Origin of the sequence: Paenibacillus sp. Root52 (assembly GCF_001426865.1) — a bacterium.
GTDB lineage: Bacteria > Bacillota > Bacilli > Paenibacillales > Paenibacillaceae > Paenibacillus.
The window spans coordinates 261,904-286,836 of record NZ_LMFO01000012.1; the positions used below are offsets into that span (position 1 = coordinate 261,904).

Below are 24,933 nucleotides of genomic sequence, written 5' to 3' on the forward strand. Positions count from 1 at the left end.
TGCATGAAATTTTCAGAATACATATTTTACAATCGCAAAACAAATTGGGCAGCACTTTACTTGTTCGTTGGTTTTGCCCTTTTTTACGGTGTCATGAATCTGGCGTACGTAAGTTATATTTCGGAAAATGCAGATCGCTTGGCAGTCTACTCGCCATTTAGTACACATCTTTTTCCGCTTAATTTATTCAATTTCGATCCATCGATGTATTACGGAACCAATAGCTCATCCATTATTCATCCGCTAATTTCGTTTATGGCTCTTGCTCTGGGCGCTGGAGCGCAGTTGTTAGGTGGCAATGGATTCTTTCTCGTCCTGCAATCCTTTATAAACGCTGCTTCTGTTGTATTGGTATTTGTTTTTCTAAGTAAGAAGGACAGAACGATCACGATACCGTTACTTTTTGCGCTTTTATTTGGCTTTAGTTCGTATTTGATGTTCACGGCTTTGATTCCTGATTCCTACCCATATGTGCAATTTGTGATCTTGTTATCTGTGATATATCTGCAATATTCTCGCGAACAGAATGAAGTTCGTGTTGTACCTCATGCTGTTCTGGCCACTGTGAATTTTGGGTTAACATCAACCAATATTGTTCCATTTGCTGCTGCTTTATTTGGCAATATGCGGACGTGGAGAAGTAAGGCTGGATGGACAAAATTTATCGGCATTATGTTATTGGCAGGTGCCTTGATTGTAATATTTACCGTTATTCAATATGTATCCCTCGGTGGACGAAGCTGGGTAACCAATTGGCTGCTGGGTATTCAAAACGGAGGAACGAGTTATGCAACACCTTTTCAGTTCGCCGTTCACTGGAAAGCACTGAATTTATTAACCATTAATCCGATCTTAACGCCAAAAGTTATTTTGCTTGACCCGAGTATGGTTGCGTTTGTCACGGATCTCACACGATCCAATCCAATATATGTGCAAATTACAGGTGTGTTCATCTTGCTTCTTGCTCTTACCGGAGCAATCAAAGGTATTCGGGAACGTGAAGTCTGGACACTGCTTCCTTATGTTATATTTGCGTTTTTGCTTCATATTGTCGTTGGTTTTGGACTCGCTGTATTCCAATATGACATGTATCTGTATGCTGGGCATTATTTGTTTGCTTTCTTCCTATTAGGTGGAGGATTTGTTACTGGTTTACGTCAGGGAACGGGGAAAAAAGTTCTGGTTGGTTTATTGATCGTAAGTATACTCATAACAGCAGGCAATAATATATATCGTCATGTGGAGACACTCACAACCATTAAACAGTCCTACGAGCAATTAGGGAAGAAGGTTGTTGTTGAGTAGCAGAGTTGGAATTAATCCGTCGATTGTTCTACTCGTGATAACAAATAATGATGTGCCTATTCATGAAAAAATATCTTATCGTACTGGTTCATTAAATACATTCACGAAACCTTTTATAACCCTTTACCGCATTATTAATGTGGGAAAAGGGTTATTTTGGTGTACAGCCTTGAATAATTACCTATGGATAAATATACAGATTTATTGTATAATTATGAATGACGAATGAAATGTAGTGTGCATGGATGTTTTTCAGCCCTAATGCTGATTCTAAGAGAATCACAGCAGAGGAATTTCGCCTGTTATGGTGAGGTGTTGACAGGGGGTTGTCTTTCTGTCATAATTCATGAAGATAAAACGACCTGATGGATAACAGCACCCTGTGAGGTACTGCCAGATGGACGTCATGAATAGCACCTTTAAATCAGTCCCGTGAGACTGGCAAGGTAACGTGAACGATACATCGTTTATTTGCTGCGGCAAATGAAATGATGCATCCCCGAGAGTAAACTTTCTTCAGCGTAGACTGAAGTTTGGAGACTCCTTGCCATTAAACACGGCAAGGAGTCTTTTTTGTTCTCCTCGTCACGGGGCCATGATCTGAAAGGAATCCTGAGGAGGCTGAACGCATGAGCACAGAAACACATGTCATTATGGATGAAACGGCGATCCGCCGCGCTTTAACAAGGATTGCCCATGAGATATTGGAGAAAAACAAAGGTATTGACGGATGTGTACTTATTGGAATTCGAACGCGGGGTGTGTATCTTGCGGAACGAATTGCAGCCAAGATCGAAGAGATCGAAGGTACGCCAATCCCCTGGGGAGAACTGGATGTAACCCCTTATCGTGATGATCGCCTTGATGTAGCTGGCGAGACACGGAAGGAACTTTTGATTATCACACCTGAATCACTTTCCATTCATAACAAAAAAGTGATTTTGTTCGATGATGTGCTGTATACCGGCAGAACGATTCGCGCAGCAATGGACGCTCTGATGGATTGCGGAAGACCGCAAAACATTCAATTGGCCGTTCTTGCGGATCGCGGTCACCGCGAGCTTCCGATTCGCCCTGATTTTATCGGCAAAAATGTGCCGACTTCCAAATCAGAGGAGATCGAGGTTGCACTCATGGAGACGGATGGACAGGACGAAGTCAAAATCATTCAGAACCGGGGGGAGCAAGCATGATGATTACACAACCAGCATTGAAAGATCGCAGCCTGCTAGGACTTAAAGAATTAAGTCGTGGAGAGATAGAATCAATCCTAAACAGAGCGGCTCACTGGGAAGCGCAACAAGAGAAACTTGTCCCTGTTCTAGAATCACGATTTGTCGCTAACATGTTCTTCGAGAACAGCACACGCACTCGGTTCTCCTTCGAAATGGCAGAGAAACGATTAGGTGCTCAAGTGCTGAACTTTACTGCGGCGGCGTCCAGTGTAGAGAAAGGCGAGTCCATCTACGATACGGTGCGAACCCTTGAATCCATGGGCATTGATGCAGGGGTTATTCGCTTGAAGCCTTCAGGAGTTCTGCAACAGTTGGCGCAAAAAGTGAATGTGCCGCTGGTGAACGCGGGAGACGGCAATAACGAGCACCCGACACAAGCTTTGTTGGATCTGTACACGATGCGCAAAGCGTTCGGTGAGCTAAAAGGTCTGCGTGTTTCCATCATCGGAGACATTAAGCATAGCCGGGTCGCTCGATCCAACCTGTGGGCGTTGCAGAAGTTTGGTGCAGATGTACGCTTCTGTGCTCCAGAAACGATGCAGGCACCTGAACTTGCAGAGCATGCTCCATATGTAGAGCTGCCAGATGCTTTGGATGCGGATGTAGTCATGATGCTTCGGGTTCAACTCGAACGTCACAAGCAAGGAATTATTACCTCGGCAGAGGATTATCGCGAACACTACGGATTGACGGAAGAACGGGCGGCAAGCCTTAAACCAAGTACCATCATTATGCATCCAGCACCTGTAAACCGTAACGTCGAAATTGACGACGCGGTTGTCGAAAGTGCGGCATCGCGGATTTTCCCGCAAATGGCAAACGGAGTTCCAATCCGCATGGCGGTTATGGAACGTGCGATGAAGCTGTAGCAACGTTGGGCTCAAGGGCATAGGCTTACGGATGAGAGTTCTTATAGAGCAATAAGAGGGTAAACGATAAACCAAATCATCCGGCTTCTAGAAAGTCGGACAGAACCGAAGCGGAGGGCAATCATGGTACAGGTTATTAAAAATGCAAATGTCTTGAATCAAAAAGGGGAACTTGAACGGAAAAGCATCATTATAGATGAAGGAAAGATTCAAGCTATCGCTGGAGTGGAAGACGAGGCCGTGCAACTTGCTGAAAAATCAGCTGAGAGTATAACGGATGCTTCAGGCAAACTGGTTATCCCAGGGCTAATTGACATGCATGTGCATCTGCGCGAACCGGGATTCGAGCACAAAGAGACGATTGAAACAGGCGCGCGGTCAGCGGCACAAGGCGGTTTTACTACGATTGCATGTATGCCAAATACTAGACCTGTAACCGACAATCCGGATACCGTGAAGCTGGTACTGGATAAAGCGAAGGAAGCTGATCTGGTTAAAATACTGCCGTATGCGGCGATCACTAAAAATGAACTTGGCCGTGAGCTTACCGACTTTGCCGCACTGAAAGAAGCGGGTGCGATTGGATTCACGGATGACGGAGTAGGCGTACAAAATGCTCAAATGATGAAGGACGCGATGACTCTTGCAGCAAGTATGGATATGCCGGTTATTGCCCACTGTGAAGATGATTCATTAGTTGTGGGTCGCTATGTGACCGAAGGGGAATTCTCCAAACGTCACGGCATCAAAGGTATCCCGAATGAATCCGAAGCGATTCATGTTGGCCGGGACATCCTGCTAGCTGAAGCTACGGGAGTTCACTACCATGTATGCCATGTCAGCACAGAACAATCGGTTCGCTTGATCCGCTTGGCGAAGTCCATTGGTATCAAGGTAACTGCTGAGGTATGTCCGCACCATTTGCTCTTATCTGATGAAGATATTCCGGGCATGGATTCTAACTGGAAAATGAACCCACCGTTACGCTCACCACGCGATGTGCAGGCTTGCATTGAAGGCTTGCAGGACGGAACGCTGGATATGATCGTAACGGATCATGCACCGCATAGCGAAGAAGAGAAAGCAAAAGGAATGGAACTTGCACCATTCGGAATCGTCGGTTTCGAAACAGCTTTCCCACTTCTCTACACGAAGTTTGTGGAGACAGGAATCTGGACACTCGACTTCCTGGTTAAACGGATGACTGCTGACCCGGCTCGAGTATTCCGACTGGATACAGGTAAGCTTGAAGAGGGCGCTCCAGCCGATATTACGATGATTGATCTGAATCAAGAAAAAGCAGTTGATCCATCTACATTTGCCACTAAGGGAAGAAACACACCATTTACAGGATGGAAGCTAAAAGGCTGGCCTGTGCAAACGTGGGTAGATGGCAAAAGCGTGTGGAATAACACGGTACAACAGTAAATTGGTAAATTACTGAACTGATACAGATTAATTCTTATTCTACAAATGTTAACGAGTAACATCTTTATAACTAACTAACTCGAGGCAGCTTATGCCGAGAGTCCAATATAAGAAACAAGCACGTTGAATGCAGTCTTTTGAACTTGGACGCTGAAGTAACTGCGGAGCGGGCAGAAAGAACCCGAAGAAGCGAAGCGCTCGCCTTTATCACCGGATTACATCAATTGAAAAATTGATTAAAAAGTAATCAGGGGATAACAGCGATCGCAGGGCTTTCTGTCCGCGGAGCCGCTCAAACTTAAGCTAAGTTCAACCTAAATGACATTCAACGTTGATAAACACAGAGGAGTGAGATGGGATGGCACAGGCGAGATTATTGTTGGAAGACGGCACACTGTTCACTGGTAAAGCGTTCGGAGCTGAAGGTGAAACAACGGGTGAGGTCGTTTTTAATACGGGAATTACAGGCTACCAAGAGGTGCTTTCGGATCCTTCTTATTGCGGTCAAATCGTAACCATGACGTATCCGTTAATCGGTAACTACGGAATTACACGTGATGACTTTGAGTCGATTCGTCCATTTGTACACGGCTTTGTGGTACGTCGTCATGAGCCAACGCCAAGTAACTGGCGTGCAGAGTACAGCGTAGACAATCTGCTCAAAGAATACGGCATTGTAGGTATCAGCGAAATTGATACACGCATGTTGACTCGCCGGATTCGCCACCATGGCACGATGAAGGGAATTCTCACAACAGGATCGAAACCTGTGGAAGAACTGTTGGAGATGATGGGCGATACAACAATCGCTGAGCTGCGTAACCAAGTTCCACTGACGTCGACTCCTCATGTGTACAATAGCCCCGGAACGGCTGAACGCATTGTGTTGGTAGATTACGGTGCAAAAACAGGGATCTTGCGCGAACTTAGCAAACGTAACTGTGACGTAGTTGTTGTTCCTCATGATGTAACTGCAGACGAGATTCGTCGCTTGAACCCAGACGGCATCCAGTTGTCCAACGGCCCTGGGGATCCAAAAGATGTCCCTCACGCAGTCAAAATGATCAGTGAGTTGCTCGGCGAATATCCGATCTTCGGCATCTGCCTTGGTCACCAACTCTTCGCTCTTGCAGCAGGAGCGGATACAGAGAAACTGAAATTCGGACACCGCGGCGGAAACCATCCGGTGAAAGAGCTTGAAAGTGGACGTTGCTTCATCACTTCTCAGAACCATGGTTACACGGTGAATGAGGATTCTGTGAAGAACACAGATCTGGAAGTAACACATATTAACAATAACGATAAGACCATTGAAGGTCTGAAACATAAAACATTCCCAGCGTTTTCGGTACAGTACCACCCGGAAGCAGCGCCAGGGCCTTACGATAACAGCTATCTGTTCGATCGTTTCATTGAGATGATTCGTGAGCACAAAATCACTAACCCACCACAGCCACGTCAAGCCGTATTGGCAGCTGCAGTGAAAGGAGCACAATAACATGCCAATTAACAAAGACCTCAAAAAAATCCTGGTGATTGGTTCCGGACCAATCGTCATCGGTCAAGCGGCCGAGTTCGACTATGCCGGTACGCAAGCTTGCCAGGCGTTGAAAGAAGAAGGCGTGGAAGTTGTCCTCATCAACAGCAACCCTGCAACGATCATGACCGATACAAACATGGCTGACAAAGTATATATCGAACCAATCACATTGGATTTCGTAACTCAAATCATCCGTCAAGAGCGTCCAGATGGATTGTTGCCAACACTGGGTGGTCAAACTGGTTTGAACATGGCAGTTGAACTTGCGCGTGCAGGTGTACTGGAACGTGAGAACGTGAAATTGCTGGGTACACAGCTAACTTCGATCGAAAAAGCAGAAGACCGGGACTTGTTCCGTGACCTGATGCGTGAACTGGAGCAGCCTGTACCTGAGAGCGTAATTGTAACAACACTGGAAGAATCACTGGATTTTGCCAATGAGATTGGTTATCCGATCATTGTTCGTCCTGCCTACACTCTGGGTGGAACAGGCGGCGGAATCTGTGCAAATGAAGAAGAATTGCGCGAAACAGTAGCAGCAGGTCTTCGTTACAGTCCAATCGGGCAATGTTTGGTTGAGAAAAGCATTGCTGGCATGAAAGAAGTCGAGTATGAAGTTATGCGAGACAAAAACGATAACTGTATCGTAGTCTGCAACATGGAAAACTTTGACCCAGTTGGCGTTCATACAGGCGACAGTATCGTAGTGGCACCAAGTCAAACGTTGTCTGATCGTGAATATCAAATGCTGCGTTCGGCTTCCTTGAAAATCATCCGTGCCCTCAACATCGAAGGTGGATGTAACGTACAATTCGCACTGGATCCACACAGCTTCCAATACTATGTTATCGAAGTTAATCCACGGGTAAGCCGTTCATCCGCGCTTGCTTCCAAAGCAACGGGCTATCCAATTGCCAAAATGGCTGCCAAAATTGCTATGGGATACACATTGGATGAGATCGTAAACCCGGTAACAGGTCAAACTTACGCTTGTTTTGAGCCTACACTCGATTACATCGTAAGCAAGATTCCTCGTTGGCCGTTCGACAAGTTTACATCAGCTAACCGGAAGCTTGGTACACAGATGAAAGCAACGGGCGAAGTTATGGCGATTGGACGGACGTTTGAAGAATCCATTCATAAAGCTGTTCGCTCCCTCGAAATCGGCGTACACCGTCTCTATCTGAAAGAGGCAGAAACGCTTGATGAAGCAACGCTGAACGAGCGTCTGATCAAAGCGGACGATGAGCGTATGTTCTTGATTGCTGAGGCGTTCCGCAGAGGATATACTCTGCAACAACTTCAAGATCTGACGAAGATTGACTGGTGGTTCTTGGACAAAATTGAAGGTCTAATTAAATTCGAGGATACTATTCGTGAAGAGTCCGAACTATCATCCGAAACGTTATACCAAGCGAAACGCCTTGGATTCACGGATCGTGCGATTGCTGAATTGCGTGCTCAGGGTCAACCTGGAGGCACATTGACAACAGAAGCAGAGGTTAGATCGCGCCGTGAAGAAGAAAACCTTCGTCCGGTATACAAAATGGTAGATACATGTGCGGCCGAGTTCGAAGCAACAACGCCTTACTATTACTCGACTTACGAAACAGAGAATGAAGTCCTTCCTTCGGACAAGAAAAAAGTAGTTGTACTTGGTTCCGGTCCAATCCGGATTGGTCAAGGGATTGAGTTTGACTATTCCACAGTACATGCGGTGTGGGCTCTGCAAAAAGCAGGCTACGAAGCAGTTATTATCAACAACAACCCGGAGACGGTGTCTACGGACTTTAATACATCAGATCGTCTGTACTTCGAGCCACTGTTCTTCGAGGATGTCATGAACGTAATCGAACAAGAACAGCCAGTGGGCGTAATCGTACAGTTCGGTGGCCAAACGGCAATCAATCTCGCAGCACCACTGCGTAATGCAGGTGTAACCATCCTGGGTACGGATCTTGAAAGCATCGATGAAGCGGAGGACCGTAAGAAGTTCGAGCGCCTGCTCTCTCGTCTAGAGATTGCACAGCCGAAAGGTAAAACAGTCACTTCAGTGGATGATGCAGTAGAAACAGCTCAAGGTCTGGGATATCCAGTACTCGTTCGTCCTTCGTACGTGCTTGGTGGTCGAGCAATGGAGATTGTATACTCCGATGCTGAATTGCTGACATATATGGAGCAAGCGGTTAAGATCAATCCAGAGCATCCGGTACTAATTGACCGTTATATGCTGGGTAAAGAGGTAGAGGTAGACGCGATCTGTGATGGTGAAACGGTTCTCGTTCCAGGAATCATGGAGCATATCGAACGCGCAGGGGTGCACTCTGGTGACTCCATCGCGGTATATCCGCCACAACACCTGTCCCAAGATCTGAAAGAGAAGATTGTAGAAATTACAATCAAAATTGCGAAAGAATTGAAAACCATTGGCCTGGTCAACATCCAGTTTGTCATCCATGATGGCCAAGTGTATGTCATTGAGGTGAATCCACGTTCATCCCGTACGGTACCGTTCTTGAGCAAAGTAACGAACATTCCGATGGCTAACCTGGCAACACAAGCTATTCTTGGTGTGAAACTGAAAGACTTGGGTTATGTGGATGGTCTCTGGCCTGAAACAGATCATGTATCGGTTAAGGTTCCAGTGTTCTCCTTCGCGAAGCTGCGTCGTGTAGAACCAACGCTTGGTCCTGAGATGAAATCTACAGGTGAAGTAATGGGCCGTGATCCGAATTATGCCAAAGCGTTGTTCAAAGGTCTCATCGGAGCAGGTATGAAAATTCCGGCTACGGGAGCCATTGTAGTTACTGTAGCGGACAAAGACAAAGATGAAGCAGTGCCATTGCTCGAAGGCTTCTACAGATTGGGTTACAAAATTATGGCTACAGGCGGAACAGCGGCAGCTCTCGAAGCAGCCAACATTCCGGTAACGAGAGTAAACAAATTAAGCGAAGGTTCACCGAACATTTTGGATATGATCCGCAGTGGTGAAGCGAACTTCGTGTTCAACACATTGACCAAAGGTAAAACACCACAGCGTGACGGATTCAGAATCCGCCGTGAAGCGGTAGAGAACGGTATTGTGTGCATGACTTCATTGGATACGATTAGTGCCCTGCTGAAAATGCTGGAAACAATCAACTTCTCCTCTGAGGCTATGCCAGCCTTTGTAAACTAAAAGTGCGAGTTCAAAAAGGACGATTCTCAGTACCAAGAAGAAGCGGACTTTTTGAACAACCTCTAATAAGACGATTTGTCACTGATGAAGGACATCAGTCAACCTCTGGGTTGGCGGGATGTCCTTTATATCGGGCAAAAACAACAAAAATAAGCCTTACAGGCAGAGGAGTTGCTGCGAAATGAACCATCCTGATTTCAACCAAATGGCAGGACGTTTAATGGTTGCACTGGACTATCCTGAAGCAGAGCAAGCTAAGGAGCTTGTACAGGCGCTTGAGGGAATTCCCTGTTACCTCAAAGTTGGTATGCAGTTGTTCTACGCAGCAGGGCCAGACTTCATTCGAGAGTTGAAGGCCAAAGGATACTCCGTATTCCTTGATGTCAAAATGCACGACATTCCGAATACTGTGCGTGGAGGTGCGGAGAGCATCACTCGTCTTGGGGTGGATATGTTCAACGTTCACGCTGCCGGAGGAACGGCCATGATGCGAGCAGCTCGTGAAGGTGCAGAAGCTGCACTGTTGGCTGACGCTTCACTCACTAGACCAGAGATCATTGCGGTTACGCAGCTTACCAGTACAAGCCAAGAAACGATGAATGCGGAAATCGGCATTGACGGCTCAGTGGAAGCGACGGTTGTCCGTTATGCCAGTCTCGCCCATGAATCAGGGTTAGATGGTGTTGTAGCTTCTCCTTTGGAAGTACCAGCGATTCGAGCGGCGTGTGGAAGTGGGTTTCACACCGTCACTCCGGGTATTCGCCCAGCAGGAAGCGGTCTAGGAGATCAGACACGTGTGTTGACTCCTGGAGAAGCGATTGCTAGAGGTAGTCATTACATCGTCGTAGGAAGACCGATTACAGCTGCCCCGAATCCGCGTGAAGCGGCAGAGGCTATTTTGAAGGAGATGTTAAACGCATGATTACACTTAACGAGATTCCGAATCATATTGCTTCCCAATTGTTGAAAATCAAAGCGGTAGCACTGCGTCCGCAGCAACCTTTTACATGGACGTCTGGCATCAAATCACCAATTTATTGTGATAACCGTCTGACCATGTCCTATCCTGAGATTCGGGAGGACATCGCTGAAGCTTTTGCAACGATCATTCGTGAACAGTATCCAGAAGCAGAAGTGATTGCCGGTACAGCTACAGCAGGTATTCCTCACGCTGCATGGGTAGCCCAGAAGCTGAACCTGCCAATGGCCTACATTCGTGATAAAGCCAAAGGACATGGTAAAGAAAACCTGATTGAAGGTCTGATCCAGGAAGGACAGAAGGTCGTAGTCATCGAAGATCTGATCTCAACGGGTGGAAGCTCCATTAAAGCTGCACAAGCTGTACAAGCCGCTGGCGCAACACCGCTCGCCGTGCTCGCTATTTTCAGCTACCAGTTGGATAAGGGTATCAAAGCCTTTGAGGAAGCAGGGATTCCACTGCAAACTCTGTCCAATTATACAGCATTGATGGATGTGGCTTTGGCTCAAGGAACGATTCAAGAAAGCGACTTTGCCTTGCTTAAATCTTGGCGTGAAGATCCTTCTTTATTTGGTAAATAATATCATACAGGCATAAATATGCAGTCCTTGCATGAACGGTATCAAAATTGTAACGATTGTTGATGTACAGGCAAATTCCACCGTTCCGTATGAAGCATCCCGCACTTTGGGGTGCTTTTTTGTTGTTCTCTATAGAATATTAACTTTTTCTCCGGAACGTTGTAAAAAGCTTGTAACTTTTAGTTGTGATTCGTCGTTTATAATGCAGTGTAGTATGGAATAGATTTCTAGTTTTAGAGTCTTCATGAAATGAGCGGAATGTAAAGAGAGGATGAGTGTGATTGCTGGCATGAAGAAGTTATTTTCCAAAATTAAATCTGCCAAAAGTCAGCCAGGGGATAAGCATGATATTGAGGGAGCAGAGCAGCCGGAGTCTGCCCAGCAGCAGGATCAAACGTACATAAGCGAAGCGAAGATTCCGGTGGAGGAGAACCTCTCAGATGAGATTCTCACTAAACAGAACGAATCTAGTTCCGCCGAACTGGCAGTTGCTGCTCAAGACAAGAAGCCGAAACCTGTGAAGAAGCGGGATCTGTTGCCTCCATATGATGGGCCTGTGCTGGAAGTACGTAATGTGCATCGTAGTTTTCAGACAGGCAGCCGAATTATACATGTGCTCAAAGGCATTGACATGGAAGTTAACCCACAGCAGCTTGTGATGTTAAAAGGTCGCTCTGGCTCTGGTAAAACAACACTTCTTAATATGCTTGGTGGGCTGGATCAGCCTTCTAGCGGTGATATCCTATTCTCCGGGCAGCCTCTGCAGGATTGGGGTGACAGGCGACGGACAGCGTTACGGCGTAGGGAAATCGGATTTATTTTTCAGGCGTATGCCCTTATGCCGTTATTATCTGCTTGGGAAAATGTAGAGTTGTCGCTAAGAATGGCAGATGTGCCTCGCTCGGAATGGAAAGAACGAGTAGGTCATTGTTTGGATCTAGTTGGTCTGACCAAACGGGTGAAGCACAGACCATTTGAGATGTCCGGAGGGGAGCAGCAGCGGGTTGCGATTGCTAAAGCCATTGCACATCGACCGAGATTGTTGCTTGCAGATGAGCCGACAGCTGAACTGGATTCCAAGATGGGTGCACAGGTTATGGCTGTATTTCGCAATATTATTGAAGTAGAACAAGTAACGATATGTATGACTACACACGATCCTACAATTCTGGAGGTTGCGGACCATGTTTATGAAATGGCGGACGGCAGATTTATTAAGTAAAGCTGCCGCTACGAAGAAGGGGAAACGTGCAGCGCTTATCGTGCTTAGTGCGATAGTTGTTGCAACGATGTCGGGATGTTCTTTGTTACCGGCAGAGACAGAGGAGGAAGTGCTTCCGCCAATTACACCGCCAACGATCTCCAAAAAGCCGGAATATGAAGTCCGGACCGAGACACTGGAGAAGAAAGTAAGCGGTAGCGGTAAAATGATGAGTCAGAGGGAAGAAAAGGTGTATTTTACGCTGGACGGTATGCATGTGAAAGAGCTGAATGTGAAACCAGGCGATAAAGTCAAAAAGGGTCAGCTTATTGCTGTGCTTGATGTGGAGAGCGTGGAGAAGGAAATTCGGGCGAAGAACCTTCAGATTCGCAAAGCTGAGGTACAGATGAAGGAAACGCTGCGTAAGCGGGATGAGATGGATCCTGTGGAGTTCGAAGAAGCCACCATTGCTTTTGAAGAGCTGCGTCAGGAATTGGCTGATCTGGAGGAGCAGTTGGGGAAAGCGACTCTAACAGCTCCATTCGGGGGAACAGTCATTGCCGTTCAGGTGGAAAAGGGTGCTGCTGTCAAGGCGTATGATCCGATTGCCACGATTGCTGATACTTCGAATCTCGTCGTTGCAGCTACGTTTGCCAAAGAAGATCTTGAGAAATTCTCTGTAGGCATGAAAGCAGACGTTGATATTAATGGCGCAGGTAAGGTCTCTGGAGTTATTAAAGTTATGCCAACTGCGCAATCTTCGGACAGTGGAAGTGGTAGTGGGGGAAGTTCAGGAGACACCAATACACCTCCGGCAAAAGAATCACTTGATCAATATGTGATCGTTTCCTTGGCGAAACTGCCTAAGGGCGTTGAACGCGGTACACCGCTTACGGTATCCATTGTAACGCAGCGTACCAAGGACGCAGTTGTTATTCCAGTGTCGGCTCTTCGTTCCATTGGATCAAGAACCTATGTCCAGGTTGTAGAGAACGATGGTAGCAAACGAGAAGTGGATGTTGAGGTTGGCCAGCAGACGTCTACAGATGTAGAGATTCTGAAAGGCCTTACCGTTGGACAGAAAGTAGTGGGTCGCTAATGGGGCTGCCGTTGCTTCGGCTGCTGTTCCGCAAAATGTGGAACACTCGCTGGATGACCTTCAGCACACTGATTGGATTAATCGTGGCGGTTGCGTTCACCGTCAGTATTCCGATGTATGCCGATGGTGCGCTGAAGCGAGTTGTAGCCCAGACCTTACAGGACAATAGCGAAGGTTTGCCAGCAGGTTCATTGCTGATGAGTTACCAGGCTCCTGGTGGAGTGAAGACAGATACACTTGGTTTGGAAGAAGTGGATCGGTATATCCGTGAGGATGTGCCGCGTGATATTGGTTTCCCCTTCCATACGTATGTGAACTCTCGTTCTATTCGCAGTACTGAGGTTAATCCAGAGGATCCAACTAAAGTAGATGCAAGCCGGGTGCGTAGCATGAGCCTGGGAACGATGTCTGGCTTGGATGCGCAGGTCAGCTATTCGACAGGACTTAAGCCTGGTAACCAGGTGAAGGATGGGATCATTGAAGCGGTAATGCTGGAAGAAGGCATGTATCGAAACGATCTACACATTGGAGATATTCTTGAATATCCCGTGTACAGTGGTTTGGACATTACGCTCCGCGTGAAGATTACGGGTGCCTTCACAGCAGACGATACAAGCAGTCCGTATTGGGTGCAGGGATTCGATAGCATGATGAATGGACTTTACATCGATGAATCCGTATTTAATGATGTTTTGCTCAAGGAAAAAGGAATTCCGCTTCAGAACTCACGATGGTATTATGCGTTTGATCTGAAAGACATTCAGACCAGCCAGATCTCGGGGCTTTCTTCTGTGCTGGAGAGACTTGATATTGATCTGTATCAACGGCTAAAGGATACAAAGGTAGATATCACCTTCGGTGATTTGTTGAAACAGTTCCGAAGTCAGAGCCTACAGTTGCAGACGATGCTGTTTACTCTTGCAGCACCCATGATTGCAATGGTCTTTTACTTTATTGCAATGAATGCAAGACAATCACTCCAGAAGCAGGAAAGTGACATTGCAGTTCTTCGCAGTCGTGGTGCTTCTGCAAGACAAATTTTCTCATTATATCTGTTAGAGGGAATTTTCCTTGGCGCTATTGCCTTAATTGTAGGTCCATTGCTCGGGTGGTTTATGGCAAAGAGTATTGGTTCGGCGAGTGGTTTCCTTTCCTTCGTGGATCGGAAGTCAATCCCGATTGGTGTATCGAAGGAAGCGATTCTCTTAGGGCTTGTAGCTGTTCTTGTGGCAATCATAGCGTCTCTAATTCCTGCGATTACGTATGCGCGCGCTACGATTGTGTCAGCGAAGAGAAGGCAGGCGCGGACGGATCGTGCCCCAGTCTGGCAGCGCTGGTTCCTCGATGTTGTTCTGCTTGGACTTGCCGGATATGGATATTATCTGTTTTATGAACGACAGATGCTGACCTTCCAGACGGGCATGACCACAGATCAACTGCAAGTGCAACCGTTTTTGTTCTTTGTGCCTGCACTTGCCATTTTTGCGCTGGGTCTATTCTTCCTACGGATATTCCCGTGGATCTTGAAGCTGATTCAGTGGATGGGCAAGAAATTTTTACCGGTTCCACTATATCTGACGCTGACGCAACTCTCGCGCTCGTCGTCTTCCTACTATCCGTTGATGATATTGCTAGTTCTGACCTTGGGACTTGGCGTATATAATTCCGCCGCAGCCAGAACCATTGACCTGAACTCTACTGAACGTACACTATACCGATACGGAACGGATGTCATCATGCAGACGGTATGGGAAGGTTCTCCTGAAGTGACCCCGCAAGGTTCCGGCCAAAGTGGCGGTTCAGGTGGAGGGCAGCAAGGAGGCGGCAACAGTGGCGGAGGCTCTGCTGGTGGAGGCGCACCAGGTGGAGGCGGTGGCGCTGGTGGGGGTGGAGGTGCTCCTGGGGGAGGTTCACAACCGACCAAAGTGATCTATTCTGAGCCACCCTTTGAAGTGTTCCGCAGTTTAGAGGGAGTAGAGCATGCAGCAAGGGTGATGCAGACCAAGGGGAACATCATCGTGTCTGGAAAATCAGGTGGACAGGGGATGCTCGTAGGGATTGATAATGTGGATTTTGCCCAAGTAGGCTGGTTCCGTAACGATCTTTTCCCTGCACATCCTTATAAGTATCTTGATTTGCTCGGTAAGTATGAAGGAGCTGTACTGGTTTCCTCCAAATTTGCTGATAAGTATAAGCTCAAGACCGGGGATTTAGTCTCCATTGGTGTGCAAGGTCAAGCGATTGAATTTGTTATATTCGGCATCCTTCCATACTGGCCTGCACAGTATCCAGATCAGACACCGTTCTTTATTGCGAATCTGGATTATATCTATGATCAAGTACCACTGATTCCTTATGAAGTCTGGCTGAAGATGAAGCCGGATGCCAAAGTTGCACCACTGATGGAAAAACTTGCGGCAGAAGGTATTGAGCTATCATCTGTCCGTGATGTGCGTACCGAACTGGTAACTCAGGGGAAACATCCATCACGGGGCGGCGTATTCGGTATATTGAGTCTCGGCTTCCTTGTATCGGTCATTATATCTTTGATTGGTTATATTCTGTACTGGTTCTTCAACCTCTCAGGACGTGTCGTACAGTTCGGCGTTCTGCGCGCGATGGGCTTATCTCGGGCTCAATTAAGTGGGATGTTGTTACTAGAGCAGGTGTTCACTGCAGGCTTATCGATTCTTCTAGGCATTGGAATTGGTCAAGTATCGAGTCGTCTATTCTTACCATTTCTACAAACGACAGATAATGTATCTGCGCAGGTGCCACCATTCCGAATAGTGTTTGAAGAGAAGGACATGTTGCAACTGTATGGCGTGACCGTCGTTATGCTCATTATTGGGGCTACGATGCTGCTGTGGCAGATTCGTAGACTACGGGTACACCAGGCGGTCAAAATGGGAGAGGAGAGGTAAACGTGATCCAATGCGAAGGACTTGTGAAAATTTTTAAATCCAGCGATGTGGAAGTCGTTGCCCTTCAAGGTCTCAATTTGACGGTTAACCAAGGTGAGATGATGGCGATCATCGGTAATAGTGGTAGCGGGAAATCAACGTTGCTCAATATTCTGGGTGGACTGGATCGTCCAACAGCAGGCACAGCCGTTGTAGGCGATTGGGATCTGCTCAAGATGACGGATGCGCAACTCGTTGAGTACAAACGTCATACGGTAGGTTTCATCTGGCAAAACAATGGTCGAAACCTACTGCCTTATCTCACGGCACTTGAAAATGTGGAAACACCTATGATTCTTGGTGGTAAGCGCGATCGTGCCTATGCCATGCAACTATTAGAGTGGGTGGGGCTCAAAGATCGGATGCACAACAAGCTGCATCAGTTGTCAGGTGGAGAGCAGCAGCGGGTTGCTATCGCGATATCTCTATCAAACCGACCTAAGCTGCTGCTTGCCGATGAACCTACGGGATCAGTGGATTCCGAGACTTGTGACACCATTATGGGGATTTTCCGCAAAATGAACAAAGAACTAGGCGTCACGATTGTCATTGTTACGCATGACTTAACGCTTGCAGGTAAGGTGGATCGCATAGTTGCGATCCGTGATGGACTGACGAGTACGGAGTTTGTGAAACGTAACCCGAACTTGGATGATGATCAAGGCTTATCACAGATGGGTGCTCAGGATATACATGAAGCATTTGTCATTATTGACCGTGCAGGACGTCTGCAGGTACCTAAGGAGTATCTGGAGGCCTTATCCATCGACAATCGGGCTACATTGGAATTTGACGGTGAACGTATTGTGATTACACCGCCAAGATAATGAATAGGGGGAATTGGGAGATGAAGAACAGGTTGTGGGGAAAACGGGTGCTCGCTGTCTTGGCGACTGCGAGTCTAGCTTTGCCTCTGTTAGCAGGCTGTACGGCAAGTGAGGCTAAGGACACGGAACAGCGTGTATTACGCGTAGCAACACTATGGGGCGGTCAAGATGACAGTTACTTCCGCCAACAGTTTACAGATGCGTTTGAATTGACACATCCGAATATCACGGTTGAAGTCGTTCCTGCGGTTGAACAGAGCAGTTATGGTTTTGGAATGCAGGGGGAGAATCAGGAGATTCCCGATACGGTTGAGAGCCTGAAGAAAATTATGACTGGTGATAATCCAGTCGACGTTATTGTTGCGGATACAGCTACCGTTAAGTCCTTGATTCAGGAAAATATGCTGAAGCAGTTGGATCCGTTGATGCAAGAAGACAAATTTGATACAACGGATATTGTGCCAAGTGTACTGGAGGGCATTAAGGATCTAGGAGACCAAAGCATCTATGCATTGACGCCAACGTTCTCCTCTTCTGCGCTGTTTTATAACAAGGGAATGTTCCAGAAGGCAGGCGTAGAGCCACCAACAGATAATATGACTTGGGATGATATTCTGAACCTGGCGACTCGTATGACCAAAGGTGAGGACAAAGACCATGTGTTTGGCTTCTCCTTCAGTACGTATCAAGGTGGCTCACCATACTATTCCATGCAGCAGTATTATAATTCTCTACAACTGAAAATATTTGATGATAAAGCAGAGAAAATGACTGTTGATTCACCACAATGGGAAAAAGTATGGAGTACAATTAGCAAGCTGGCTATCGACAAAATCATTCCTAAAGGCGATGAACCGCAGGATCAGGATCCAAACGGAAGATATAATCCGCTTCAGGGCGATCTGTTCCTCAGCAGCAAAGCAGCGATGGTTATCGGCGACTACAGCTATATTAACCAACTCATTGATGCCAATAAAAATGCGGATAAAATGGAAGGATTCACAAAGGTAGAATGGGATGTGGTTACACCACCGGTTCACCCTGAAGCTCCTGAAATTGGAGGCAATATCTATTTGAGCAGTTTGATGTCCATCAATAGTTCGGCTCAAAATCCGGATGATGCCTGGGAATTAATCAAGTATATGAACAGTGAGGACTGGGCAAAAATCAAAGCACGCAGCAGCTACGAGATGGTATCCCGGAAAAGCTTTATTAAACCGAAAGAAGGTTTAGACTATAATATCCAAGCGTTCTACACGTTGAAGCCTGTTCCACCAACGAATAACAACCTGGATAAACTGTATCAAAAGATGCCTAATCTCTGGCAGGTAAGTGACAAAGGAATGGAGTACTTCAATCAGGTTCTTGATAACAAGAAAACACCAAAAGAAGCGCTCGGTGAGTGGGCAGCCAAAGGTAATGAAATGCTTGAGAAGCTGAAGAAAGATCCAAAAGCAACATTCTAACGCTCGTCATTTGTTCTGAAGAATGTGTAAGCTAACTTCAGGAGCATGCCTTCCTTAATAAGCCGCTGAAGAATAATTTCTTCGGCGGCTATTTTTACTTGAATTGGGGCAACCTACAAGAAGAGGTGCAGGATACATCACAACGAAGAAAGGACGAGCAGCATGCATTGGATATATTTCAGTAAGTTATATGCAACCAAGTTTCAGGCAGGCTGCCTTGCCAAACGTTTAGAGCAGGATGGATGGATCTATGGTCACAATGAACCTGCTGAAGTGGAGGTATACCGTTCCCGTAAAGGACGATATGGTGTACGATTTATTCCCTAACATTACCCCTTGACTTATTGGGTGAATATAATGTATATTAATTAAGTCGCTGTTTTACATTTTAACTGACGCGGGGTGGAGCAGCCCGGTAGCTCGTCGGGCTCATAACCCGAAGGCCGCAGGTTCAAATCCTGCCCCCGCAATTTAATTTTTATTAGATGATTTACAGCCATCATCTGAACGTTATACATTATGTCGAGGGCCCTTAGCTCAGTTGGTTAGAGCGGTCGGCTCATAACCGATTGGTCACAGGTTCGAGTCCTGTAGGGCCCATACTTTTGAAACCTTGCTTATGTAGCAAGGTTTTTTTCTTTTCAGTTGTGATTTAATTAGGGTGAGTGTAAGGTGGAATAAGTTCCCTTCAAAATGTGCTGAAGTTGTTTACATTAATTGATGTGAGAGGTGAAGTTGGGGAATGAGCAATAAGCGCTGTGCTATAATGATAGCGGTTACTTCGATGTTATTACTGATCTGCATGTTTCTTTTGTATAAAACTGTTCAGGAGAATCAAAGATATGAAAAATTTATATCTACTCAGCTAAGTGAATCTTTATCGGCATTGGTCACAGCGATTTTGGCCAATGTTGAGATACTTCAGCAATATAATTTAAGTGAAGGGGAGAACCTTTTACCAGAACATGCAACCAACCTATGTGCCAATTTCACAACTGTGAGTACTAAATATAATCATTTACTGAACGCAGCGTTACATCTAAATAAAGTGAACAATGCGGATATCAATCCTGTACTAGGAAATGTTGCTCAGGATATAACCTTTTTTCTGGCACGATCTGTTATTGGCAATGATCTCCTCGGGGACTGCAGCCTAATCGAAACGACCATTTCACTAGATGCGGTGCAAAGTCAGAAGATAGCAGAAATACGAGAACTGAACAACCAGTGGTCAGAAATAGTAAAAAAATACGTGCCTGAAGCGACAGCAAGGGGTGTCAGTGATGTTGATTGGAACGATATGATTAACAATAAAATGTGGATTCAATTGTTAGAGGAACTCTCTGTAGATGCGGGTCAATCGGGGATTAATCATTTTTTTAACTAACCTTGTTCATTTATAGGCCTACATACCAAAAGAACACTGGCATATCTGACCAGTGTCCACCTTGGAACAAGTGAATGGATTCTTCTTATAGTAAAGGCAATAAAATGGCGATCACACCGATCATGATGAAGATAACACCTGAGCTTATGCCTATGATTCCACTTGTTTGGGAGTTATGTACGTTGCTTTCTGTACGTGAAATACGACTGAAAAACTGTGATATTTTGGAGTTAGGGTTTTTATAGTCGTATAGGGAGAGTGCAATGACGATCACGCCCAATATAATCATTAATATTACGGTCACCCCCTCGGTAGTGATGTATATTTTATATACGGGAATTATTTGAAATAGTTCCAATTATAAAGTCATTACCTTTTGAAAGAGCCTGGATGATAGAGACTAATAACTATAATTATTGAGATATATGATATAATTGTTATAATTTAGCATGAAGTGGGGTTGGATACATGAACAGCGGTAGTGCAAGTGCAGTAGGTTTGCCAGGATTATTACTTTTAGTATTGTTTGTCGCAGTCATTGTATTTATAGTCTATTTAATCATTTCAAGAGTTAGGAAGAGCTCGGGTGGTGTACAAAAAGAAATCTCTAATCTTCGTAAAGATATCCAAGTTCTGCAGGATAAAATGGATACGAATAATGGTCATACAGGTGACAGAAACGAAGAACAAGAGAAGGTTTATTCATCCAAGTAACAAAGAGACATCACGACAGGAGCGCCTGTAAAAGTGCAAGTTTGCTGCTGGGGTAGGGATAAATAGCTTAATCTGCTTCGGTGTGGCTACTTCAAAAGGATTAGGGACGATACGGAAGGTCATCGGGTGATAAGCCCGATGATCTTTTTTATTTATGCAAACTAGTAACAGTGTCCATGCCATATTATAAATCTCGCATATATTATCGTATTCCAGTATTAGGAGGTAGATTTAATGAGTCAATTTATTGATGCGAGAACTTCGCAGAATGCAAGTTTGGCGAACTCGATTGCCATTCCAATTTTGGTTCTGAATACGCCCCAGTTGTTTGGTCAGATTGGACTGGTAACCACTGCAGGCATTGGTGCTAATCCGCGGGTGCAATTCAAGGGTACAGTATCGGTACAGCTGCCATTAGCACTTGTAGGGATCACGATTACAATTGTCAGAGGAACTCAGTCAACTGATCCGGTTATATACTCGGCTACTTCTACGTTTAGTTTAAGTGTATTGGCTCCTCAAATTATTACCTTCTCTGCGGATGACTACAACCCACCAATCACACCCCAGTTGACTTATACTGCATTTGTAAGTTCGAACTTGTTAGGATCAGTTCGTGTAGGTCCTGAGAACTTTGACGGGGTATTGTATTCAGACTAATGTAGCTATACGCCATACGTTTACGGGTACGAATACTCTGTGTTAATGATTGATCCTGCCTTGATATAGGCAGGTTTTTTATTTGGTATAGCTGAAGTTTCTGCATATGAGGACTGATTTGGTTTATTTAAGAGAGACCTTAACATGGGGCAATTCTGGTTATGATATAATGCATAACAGTGTGTAACGTTTACATGACTGGGATTTGCTTGATTGGCTTAGACTGTGTGAAGTCTTGGAACGTTAAGAATTATGGATAAAAGGCGGTTAATTAATGATGCATAATGAAGGACAACGGTTCCGTTTCAGTGAAGCACCTGTGTGGGAATGGCAACGTGCTTACTATGAACAGCGTGGGCTTGATGCGTGGACGGAAAATCAAGTTCCGCAATATATCACTAGTAACCCGATGATTGCAGCGGCGTACGCCGAAATGATATTTGGCTTTTTGCAAGACTTGGCAGCGAAGGGTAAGACATCGGAGCCGGTTACGATTCTGGAACTAGGCGCTGGAGTAGGTCGTCTAGCGTTTCAGATACTTACGAAATTGATTGAATTGCGGGATTATGCAGCAACGGAACTGCCTGCTTTTCGTTACGTGATGACAGATTTAGTGATGGAGAATGTAGTGGGGTGGAGAAATCATCCGTCCATGGAGCCTTATATTCAGCAGGATGTGTTGGATTTTGCTCTATTTGATGCAATGAAGGATACTGCGCTAGATCTAATGGTTGCAGGTGAAACAATTCAGCCGGGAGATCTGCAGCAGCCTTTGCTTATTATCGCAAATTATTTTTTTGATAGTATCCCACAGGAATTGCTATATGTAGGTGAAGGACAGATTTATGAATGTGATCTCATACTCTCTAGTGCCGAAGAACACGTCGATCTTGCACCCTCAGAGAAATTAAAGGCGATGGAGATTAGTTATGCTTACCGCCTTGCAACTCAGTATAGTGCGGAATCGTCTCCTTATCGCGATGTTATTTCGTTGTATGAGGATGAGTTGGAGGATTCACACATTCTGTTTCCAGAAGCTGGACTATCCTGTCTTGAACGACTGGGGACTTTATCTAGTGCGGGGTATATGCTTATTACAGCAGATAAAGGTGATCACCGGCTAGAGTACTGGAAATTCGCTGAGCCACCTGAATTTGTTCTTCACGGCAGTTTCTCGTTGACGGCGAACTATCATGCGATTCGGTATACGTTGGAGCAGCAAGGAGGCCTAGCTTGTTTTACAACGCATCATTATAAGGATATTAATGTCGGCTGTATCCTGATGGTCGCAGAGCCTAAAAGTTATGTAAATACCCGTCTGGCTTACCTGCGAGAGGTTGAACGTTTTGGGCCAGATGATTTCTTTAGTTTGAAAGAATGGTTCGATCAGCAGGTAACTAGAATGGAGCTCAAACAAATTCTACCTTTCTGGCGTTTAGGTGGTTATGATGCAGAGTTTCTAATTCTATGTGCGGAGCGTATTTCTGATCTGCTACCAGATGCAACCGATGAAGAAATGATGGATATGCAGCACGGAATGCATTCCATGTGGTCTTCATACTATGTGATGGATAAGCAAGGGGAGTTGTCATTTATAACAGGGCAATTGTTCCATGCGATGTACATGTACGAGGATGCAAAGTATTTTCTAGAACGATCAATGCTGTCAGACAAGGACAAGTTCAACACGGATGTATTGTATGATCTGGCTGTTTGCTGTTATGAGCTTGAGATGGAAGAAGAAGCTCTAGCGTATACACGTAAAGTGCTGGCATTGGAGCCAGACCATGAAGAGGCTGGTTCGTTGCTTGAAAGTCTGGAAGGCTGATGATTACGTTCTGTCTAAGGTGCAAAGGATACACTAGTTAGAACCCAATAGAAGAAAATTAAAGCAACGAGGAACAGTGCACTTAGTCCTAAGAGAACACCAATAATTAGTTTGTCCCACTTTCCAATTTTTCGCATATTAACCCTCCTAAAATATAAGTGTGTTATGAAGTGAATTGACTTTTGTAGATATAAGTTTATGGAATAAGTATACATTATTGTCTGCTATAGGGGGAGATGGAGAATGAGGATTATTATTGGGCAACCCAACCTTGAGCCCGGATTAATACAATTAGAAAAAGAGCTTAGGGAATACGCGGATGCGGATATTTTGTTGTATCCCGAAGGGTACTTGAACCAGAATGTAGAAGAGGCTTGCAGGCTTGCGGCTACATACGGAACGATGATTGTATCGGGACACCGCAGATTAGATGAGCGTCCCAAGGATCGAACCATTATCATCGACCAGCATGGGCAGGTTGTGATGGAGAAAGCGAAGTACACACCTGCCGTAGTTGTCACGCAACAGGATGTGGCGATCAGTACTCTATTGTGTGATGAGATCGTTTTACAAGGGTTTCAGCATGATGAGGAGCGGGTTGATCTACTCTTACATTCAATCGGGGTAGGGATGTTCAGTGAGGAGCAGTACAATGAATGGCTGGAGGTGGCTCGCGCGATCGCTATTCGCAATCAATGTATGGTGATGGGTACCAGTCATGCGGATGGCTCGTATCGCGACAGTGACACCTCTATTCCAATTGCTTACTGTATATCCTCCGATGGTGAGGTTGTATTTGCATCGCATAATGATACTCGAACCCGAGTCGTTCTAGTGGAGCGTAAAGGAGCTGACGCCGTAACTACACCGAAGCAAGGACGTTTTTTGATAAAAGTGGAGGGGTTAGAGTGATCCCATGAGGATTGGGCGTTGCATATAGGGAGAAGCCCGGTCATTTACTCAGCATTGGCATATGTTATCTCATACCTTTTAAATCAAAGGAGGCCAATCACATGAGTCATGTTGGATACGGTTGTGGAAATGTCGGAGGAATCGGACAGGGAATGTGTACTTCTACTGCTGCAATTCTGGTGCTTTTCATCCTGCTCGTCATCATCACGAAGTCTTTCTGGTGTTAGTTTATAACTAAGCTAAATGGACGGTTACACCAAGCTCTGCTGAGATCTCAGTGGAGCTTTTCCTTATGATTTACAGTAAACTATAGAAAGTCTGTCATTTGACAATAGAAAACAATGTACTTAAAATCACATAAGTAACTAAATTTAAAGATTGAAGGGATTGCAATGCCGTTTATTCGCTTCAGAGGCTTTACAGGTCATCAGTTAGAAGAAGTTGTACCTAAAATCACAGAGCAGATGTCGCTCACTTCTAATATTCCGCAAGAAAGAATTAAGGCTGAGCGTTATGATGTACAAGTACTTACTCCTTCTCCAGCTTCTATAGAAATTGTTATGTTTCAGCGTGATCAGGAAATCCATAATCGAATGGCCTCTTCCATATACGTCATTTTGGTCGAAGCAGGTTTGCCGGACGTACACATATTTTTTAGTATTTTGGAGCCTACTCTATATTACAAGCAGGGGAAACCGTTAACGGATTACCCTCTGAATTGAATGAGATGTGACCCAGTATATAAGTTGATCAAATAAAAA

23 protein-coding genes and 2 tRNA genes are annotated in these 24,933 nt (G+C 45.4%); 24 read left to right on the forward strand and 1 reads right to left on the reverse strand.

Annotation, left to right across the window (positions count from 1 at the left end):
* The first annotated feature begins 3 nt into the window (after positions 1-3).
* From ASD24_RS12685 to ASD24_RS12780, 21 genes are all read left to right on the forward strand, one after another.
* Positions 4-1,305 carry a DUF6080 domain-containing protein gene (locus tag ASD24_RS12685; RefSeq protein ID WP_056696184.1) on the forward strand — a complete coding sequence of 434 codons (1,302 nt, stop codon included), beginning with the start codon at positions 4-6 and terminating at the stop codon, positions 1,303-1,305.
* Positions 1,306-1,934: 629 nt separating this feature from the next.
* The gene (gene pyrR, locus ASD24_RS12690; RefSeq protein WP_056696186.1) at positions 1,935-2,498 is read left to right on the forward strand and encodes a bifunctional pyr operon transcriptional regulator/uracil phosphoribosyltransferase PyrR; all 564 of its coding nucleotides are present in this window, start codon (positions 1,935-1,937) and stop codon (positions 2,496-2,498) included.
* Complete coding sequence (locus ASD24_RS12695) at positions 2,498-3,409, forward strand: aspartate carbamoyltransferase catalytic subunit (protein ID WP_145045883.1); 912 nt, start codon at positions 2,498-2,500, stop codon at positions 3,407-3,409. Before pyrR ends, ASD24_RS12695 begins: the two co-directional genes overlap by 1 nt.
* A gap of 123 nt (positions 3,410-3,532) precedes the next feature.
* A complete protein-coding gene (locus ASD24_RS12700; RefSeq protein ID WP_056696190.1) occupies positions 3,533-4,837 on the forward strand; it encodes a dihydroorotase in 1,305 nt (434 codons plus the stop codon).
* Positions 4,838-5,195: 358 nt separating this feature from the next.
* On the forward strand, positions 5,196-6,335 hold the full coding sequence (gene carA, locus ASD24_RS12705) for a glutamine-hydrolyzing carbamoyl-phosphate synthase small subunit (protein WP_056696192.1): 1,140 nt from the start codon (positions 5,196-5,198) through the stop codon (positions 6,333-6,335).
* Between the two features lies 1 nt (position 6,336).
* A complete protein-coding gene (gene carB / locus ASD24_RS12710) occupies positions 6,337-9,555 on the forward strand; it encodes a carbamoyl-phosphate synthase large subunit (protein WP_056696193.1) in 3,219 nt (1,072 codons plus the stop codon).
* A gap of 181 nt (positions 9,556-9,736) precedes the next feature.
* Positions 9,737-10,477, forward strand: a complete 741-nt coding sequence (gene pyrF / locus ASD24_RS12715; protein WP_056696194.1) for an orotidine-5'-phosphate decarboxylase — start codon at positions 9,737-9,739, stop codon at positions 10,475-10,477.
* A complete protein-coding gene (gene pyrE / locus ASD24_RS12720; protein WP_056696196.1) occupies positions 10,474-11,115 on the forward strand; it encodes an orotate phosphoribosyltransferase in 642 nt (213 codons plus the stop codon). Before pyrF ends, pyrE begins: the two co-directional genes overlap by 4 nt.
* A gap of 289 nt (positions 11,116-11,404) precedes the next feature.
* Positions 11,405-12,337 carry an ABC transporter ATP-binding protein gene (locus tag ASD24_RS12725; RefSeq protein WP_235540541.1) on the forward strand — a complete coding sequence of 311 codons (933 nt, stop codon included), beginning with the start codon at positions 11,405-11,407 and terminating at the stop codon, positions 12,335-12,337.
* Positions 12,300-13,415 carry an efflux RND transporter periplasmic adaptor subunit gene (locus tag ASD24_RS12730; protein WP_056696198.1) on the forward strand — a complete coding sequence of 372 codons (1,116 nt, stop codon included), beginning with the start codon at positions 12,300-12,302 and terminating at the stop codon, positions 13,413-13,415. The genes ASD24_RS12725 and ASD24_RS12730 overlap by 38 nt, the downstream gene beginning before the upstream one ends.
* On the forward strand, positions 13,415-16,339 hold the full coding sequence (locus tag ASD24_RS12735; protein WP_056696200.1) for an ABC transporter permease: 2,925 nt from the start codon (positions 13,415-13,417) through the stop codon (positions 16,337-16,339). Before ASD24_RS12730 ends, ASD24_RS12735 begins: the two co-directional genes overlap by 1 nt.
* A 2-nt stretch (positions 16,340-16,341) precedes the next feature.
* Complete coding sequence (locus tag ASD24_RS12740; protein WP_056696203.1) at positions 16,342-17,205, forward strand: ABC transporter ATP-binding protein; 864 nt, start codon at positions 16,342-16,344, stop codon at positions 17,203-17,205.
* A gap of 20 nt (positions 17,206-17,225) precedes the next feature.
* Positions 17,226-18,671: an ABC transporter substrate-binding protein gene (locus ASD24_RS12745; RefSeq protein WP_056696204.1), complete on the forward strand. Its 1,446-nt coding sequence runs from the start codon at positions 17,226-17,228 to the stop codon at positions 18,669-18,671.
* A 162-nt stretch (positions 18,672-18,833) separates the two neighbouring features.
* Complete coding sequence (locus ASD24_RS30750; protein WP_186380839.1) at positions 18,834-18,998, forward strand: hypothetical protein; 165 nt, start codon at positions 18,834-18,836, stop codon at positions 18,996-18,998.
* A gap of 69 nt (positions 18,999-19,067) precedes the next feature.
* Positions 19,068-19,141: transfer RNA gene (locus ASD24_RS12750), tRNA-Met, on the forward strand.
* A gap of 56 nt (positions 19,142-19,197) precedes the next feature.
* A tRNA-Ile gene (locus ASD24_RS12755) sits at positions 19,198-19,271 on the forward strand.
* A 142-nt stretch (positions 19,272-19,413) separates the two neighbouring features.
* A complete protein-coding gene (locus tag ASD24_RS12760; protein WP_056696206.1) occupies positions 19,414-20,058 on the forward strand; it encodes a hypothetical protein in 645 nt (214 codons plus the stop codon).
* Between the two features lie 74 nt (positions 20,059-20,132).
* Positions 20,133-20,303 carry a hypothetical protein gene (locus tag ASD24_RS31030; RefSeq protein ID WP_235540544.1) on the forward strand — a complete coding sequence of 57 codons (171 nt, stop codon included), beginning with the start codon at positions 20,133-20,135 and terminating at the stop codon, positions 20,301-20,303.
* A gap of 223 nt (positions 20,304-20,526) precedes the next feature.
* Positions 20,527-20,772, forward strand: coding sequence for a hypothetical protein (locus ASD24_RS12770; RefSeq protein WP_056696213.1), 246 nt, complete (start codon positions 20,527-20,529; stop codon positions 20,770-20,772).
* A 234-nt stretch (positions 20,773-21,006) separates the two neighbouring features.
* Positions 21,007-21,432: a hypothetical protein gene (locus ASD24_RS12775; protein WP_056696215.1), complete on the forward strand. Its 426-nt coding sequence runs from the start codon at positions 21,007-21,009 to the stop codon at positions 21,430-21,432.
* A gap of 274 nt (positions 21,433-21,706) precedes the next feature.
* Positions 21,707-23,260, forward strand: coding sequence for a tetratricopeptide repeat protein (locus tag ASD24_RS12780; protein ID WP_056696216.1), 1,554 nt, complete (start codon positions 21,707-21,709; stop codon positions 23,258-23,260).
* Between the two features lie 14 nt (positions 23,261-23,274).
* Here the strand turns inward: ASD24_RS12780 and ASD24_RS31320 are convergent, their stop codons facing one another.
* The gene (locus ASD24_RS31320) at positions 23,275-23,397 is read right to left on the reverse strand and encodes a hypothetical protein (RefSeq protein WP_268795329.1); all 123 of its coding nucleotides are present in this window, start codon (positions 23,395-23,397) and stop codon (positions 23,275-23,277) included.
* A 106-nt stretch (positions 23,398-23,503) separates the two neighbouring features.
* Here ASD24_RS31320 and ASD24_RS12785 point away from each other — a divergent pair, with 106 nt between their 5' ends.
* From ASD24_RS12785 to ASD24_RS12790, 3 genes are all read left to right on the forward strand, one after another.
* Positions 23,504-24,172: a hypothetical protein gene (locus tag ASD24_RS12785; protein WP_056696219.1), complete on the forward strand. Its 669-nt coding sequence runs from the start codon at positions 23,504-23,506 to the stop codon at positions 24,170-24,172.
* A gap of 101 nt (positions 24,173-24,273) precedes the next feature.
* Positions 24,274-24,399 (forward strand): YjcZ family sporulation protein, encoded by a 126-nt coding sequence (locus tag ASD24_RS29950; RefSeq protein WP_082560390.1) that lies wholly within the window; start codon positions 24,274-24,276, stop codon positions 24,397-24,399.
* Between the two features lie 165 nt (positions 24,400-24,564).
* On the forward strand, positions 24,565-24,894 hold the full coding sequence (locus ASD24_RS12790) for a DUF1904 family protein (protein ID WP_056696221.1): 330 nt from the start codon (positions 24,565-24,567) through the stop codon (positions 24,892-24,894).
* The last annotated feature ends 39 nt before the right edge of the window (positions 24,895-24,933 follow it).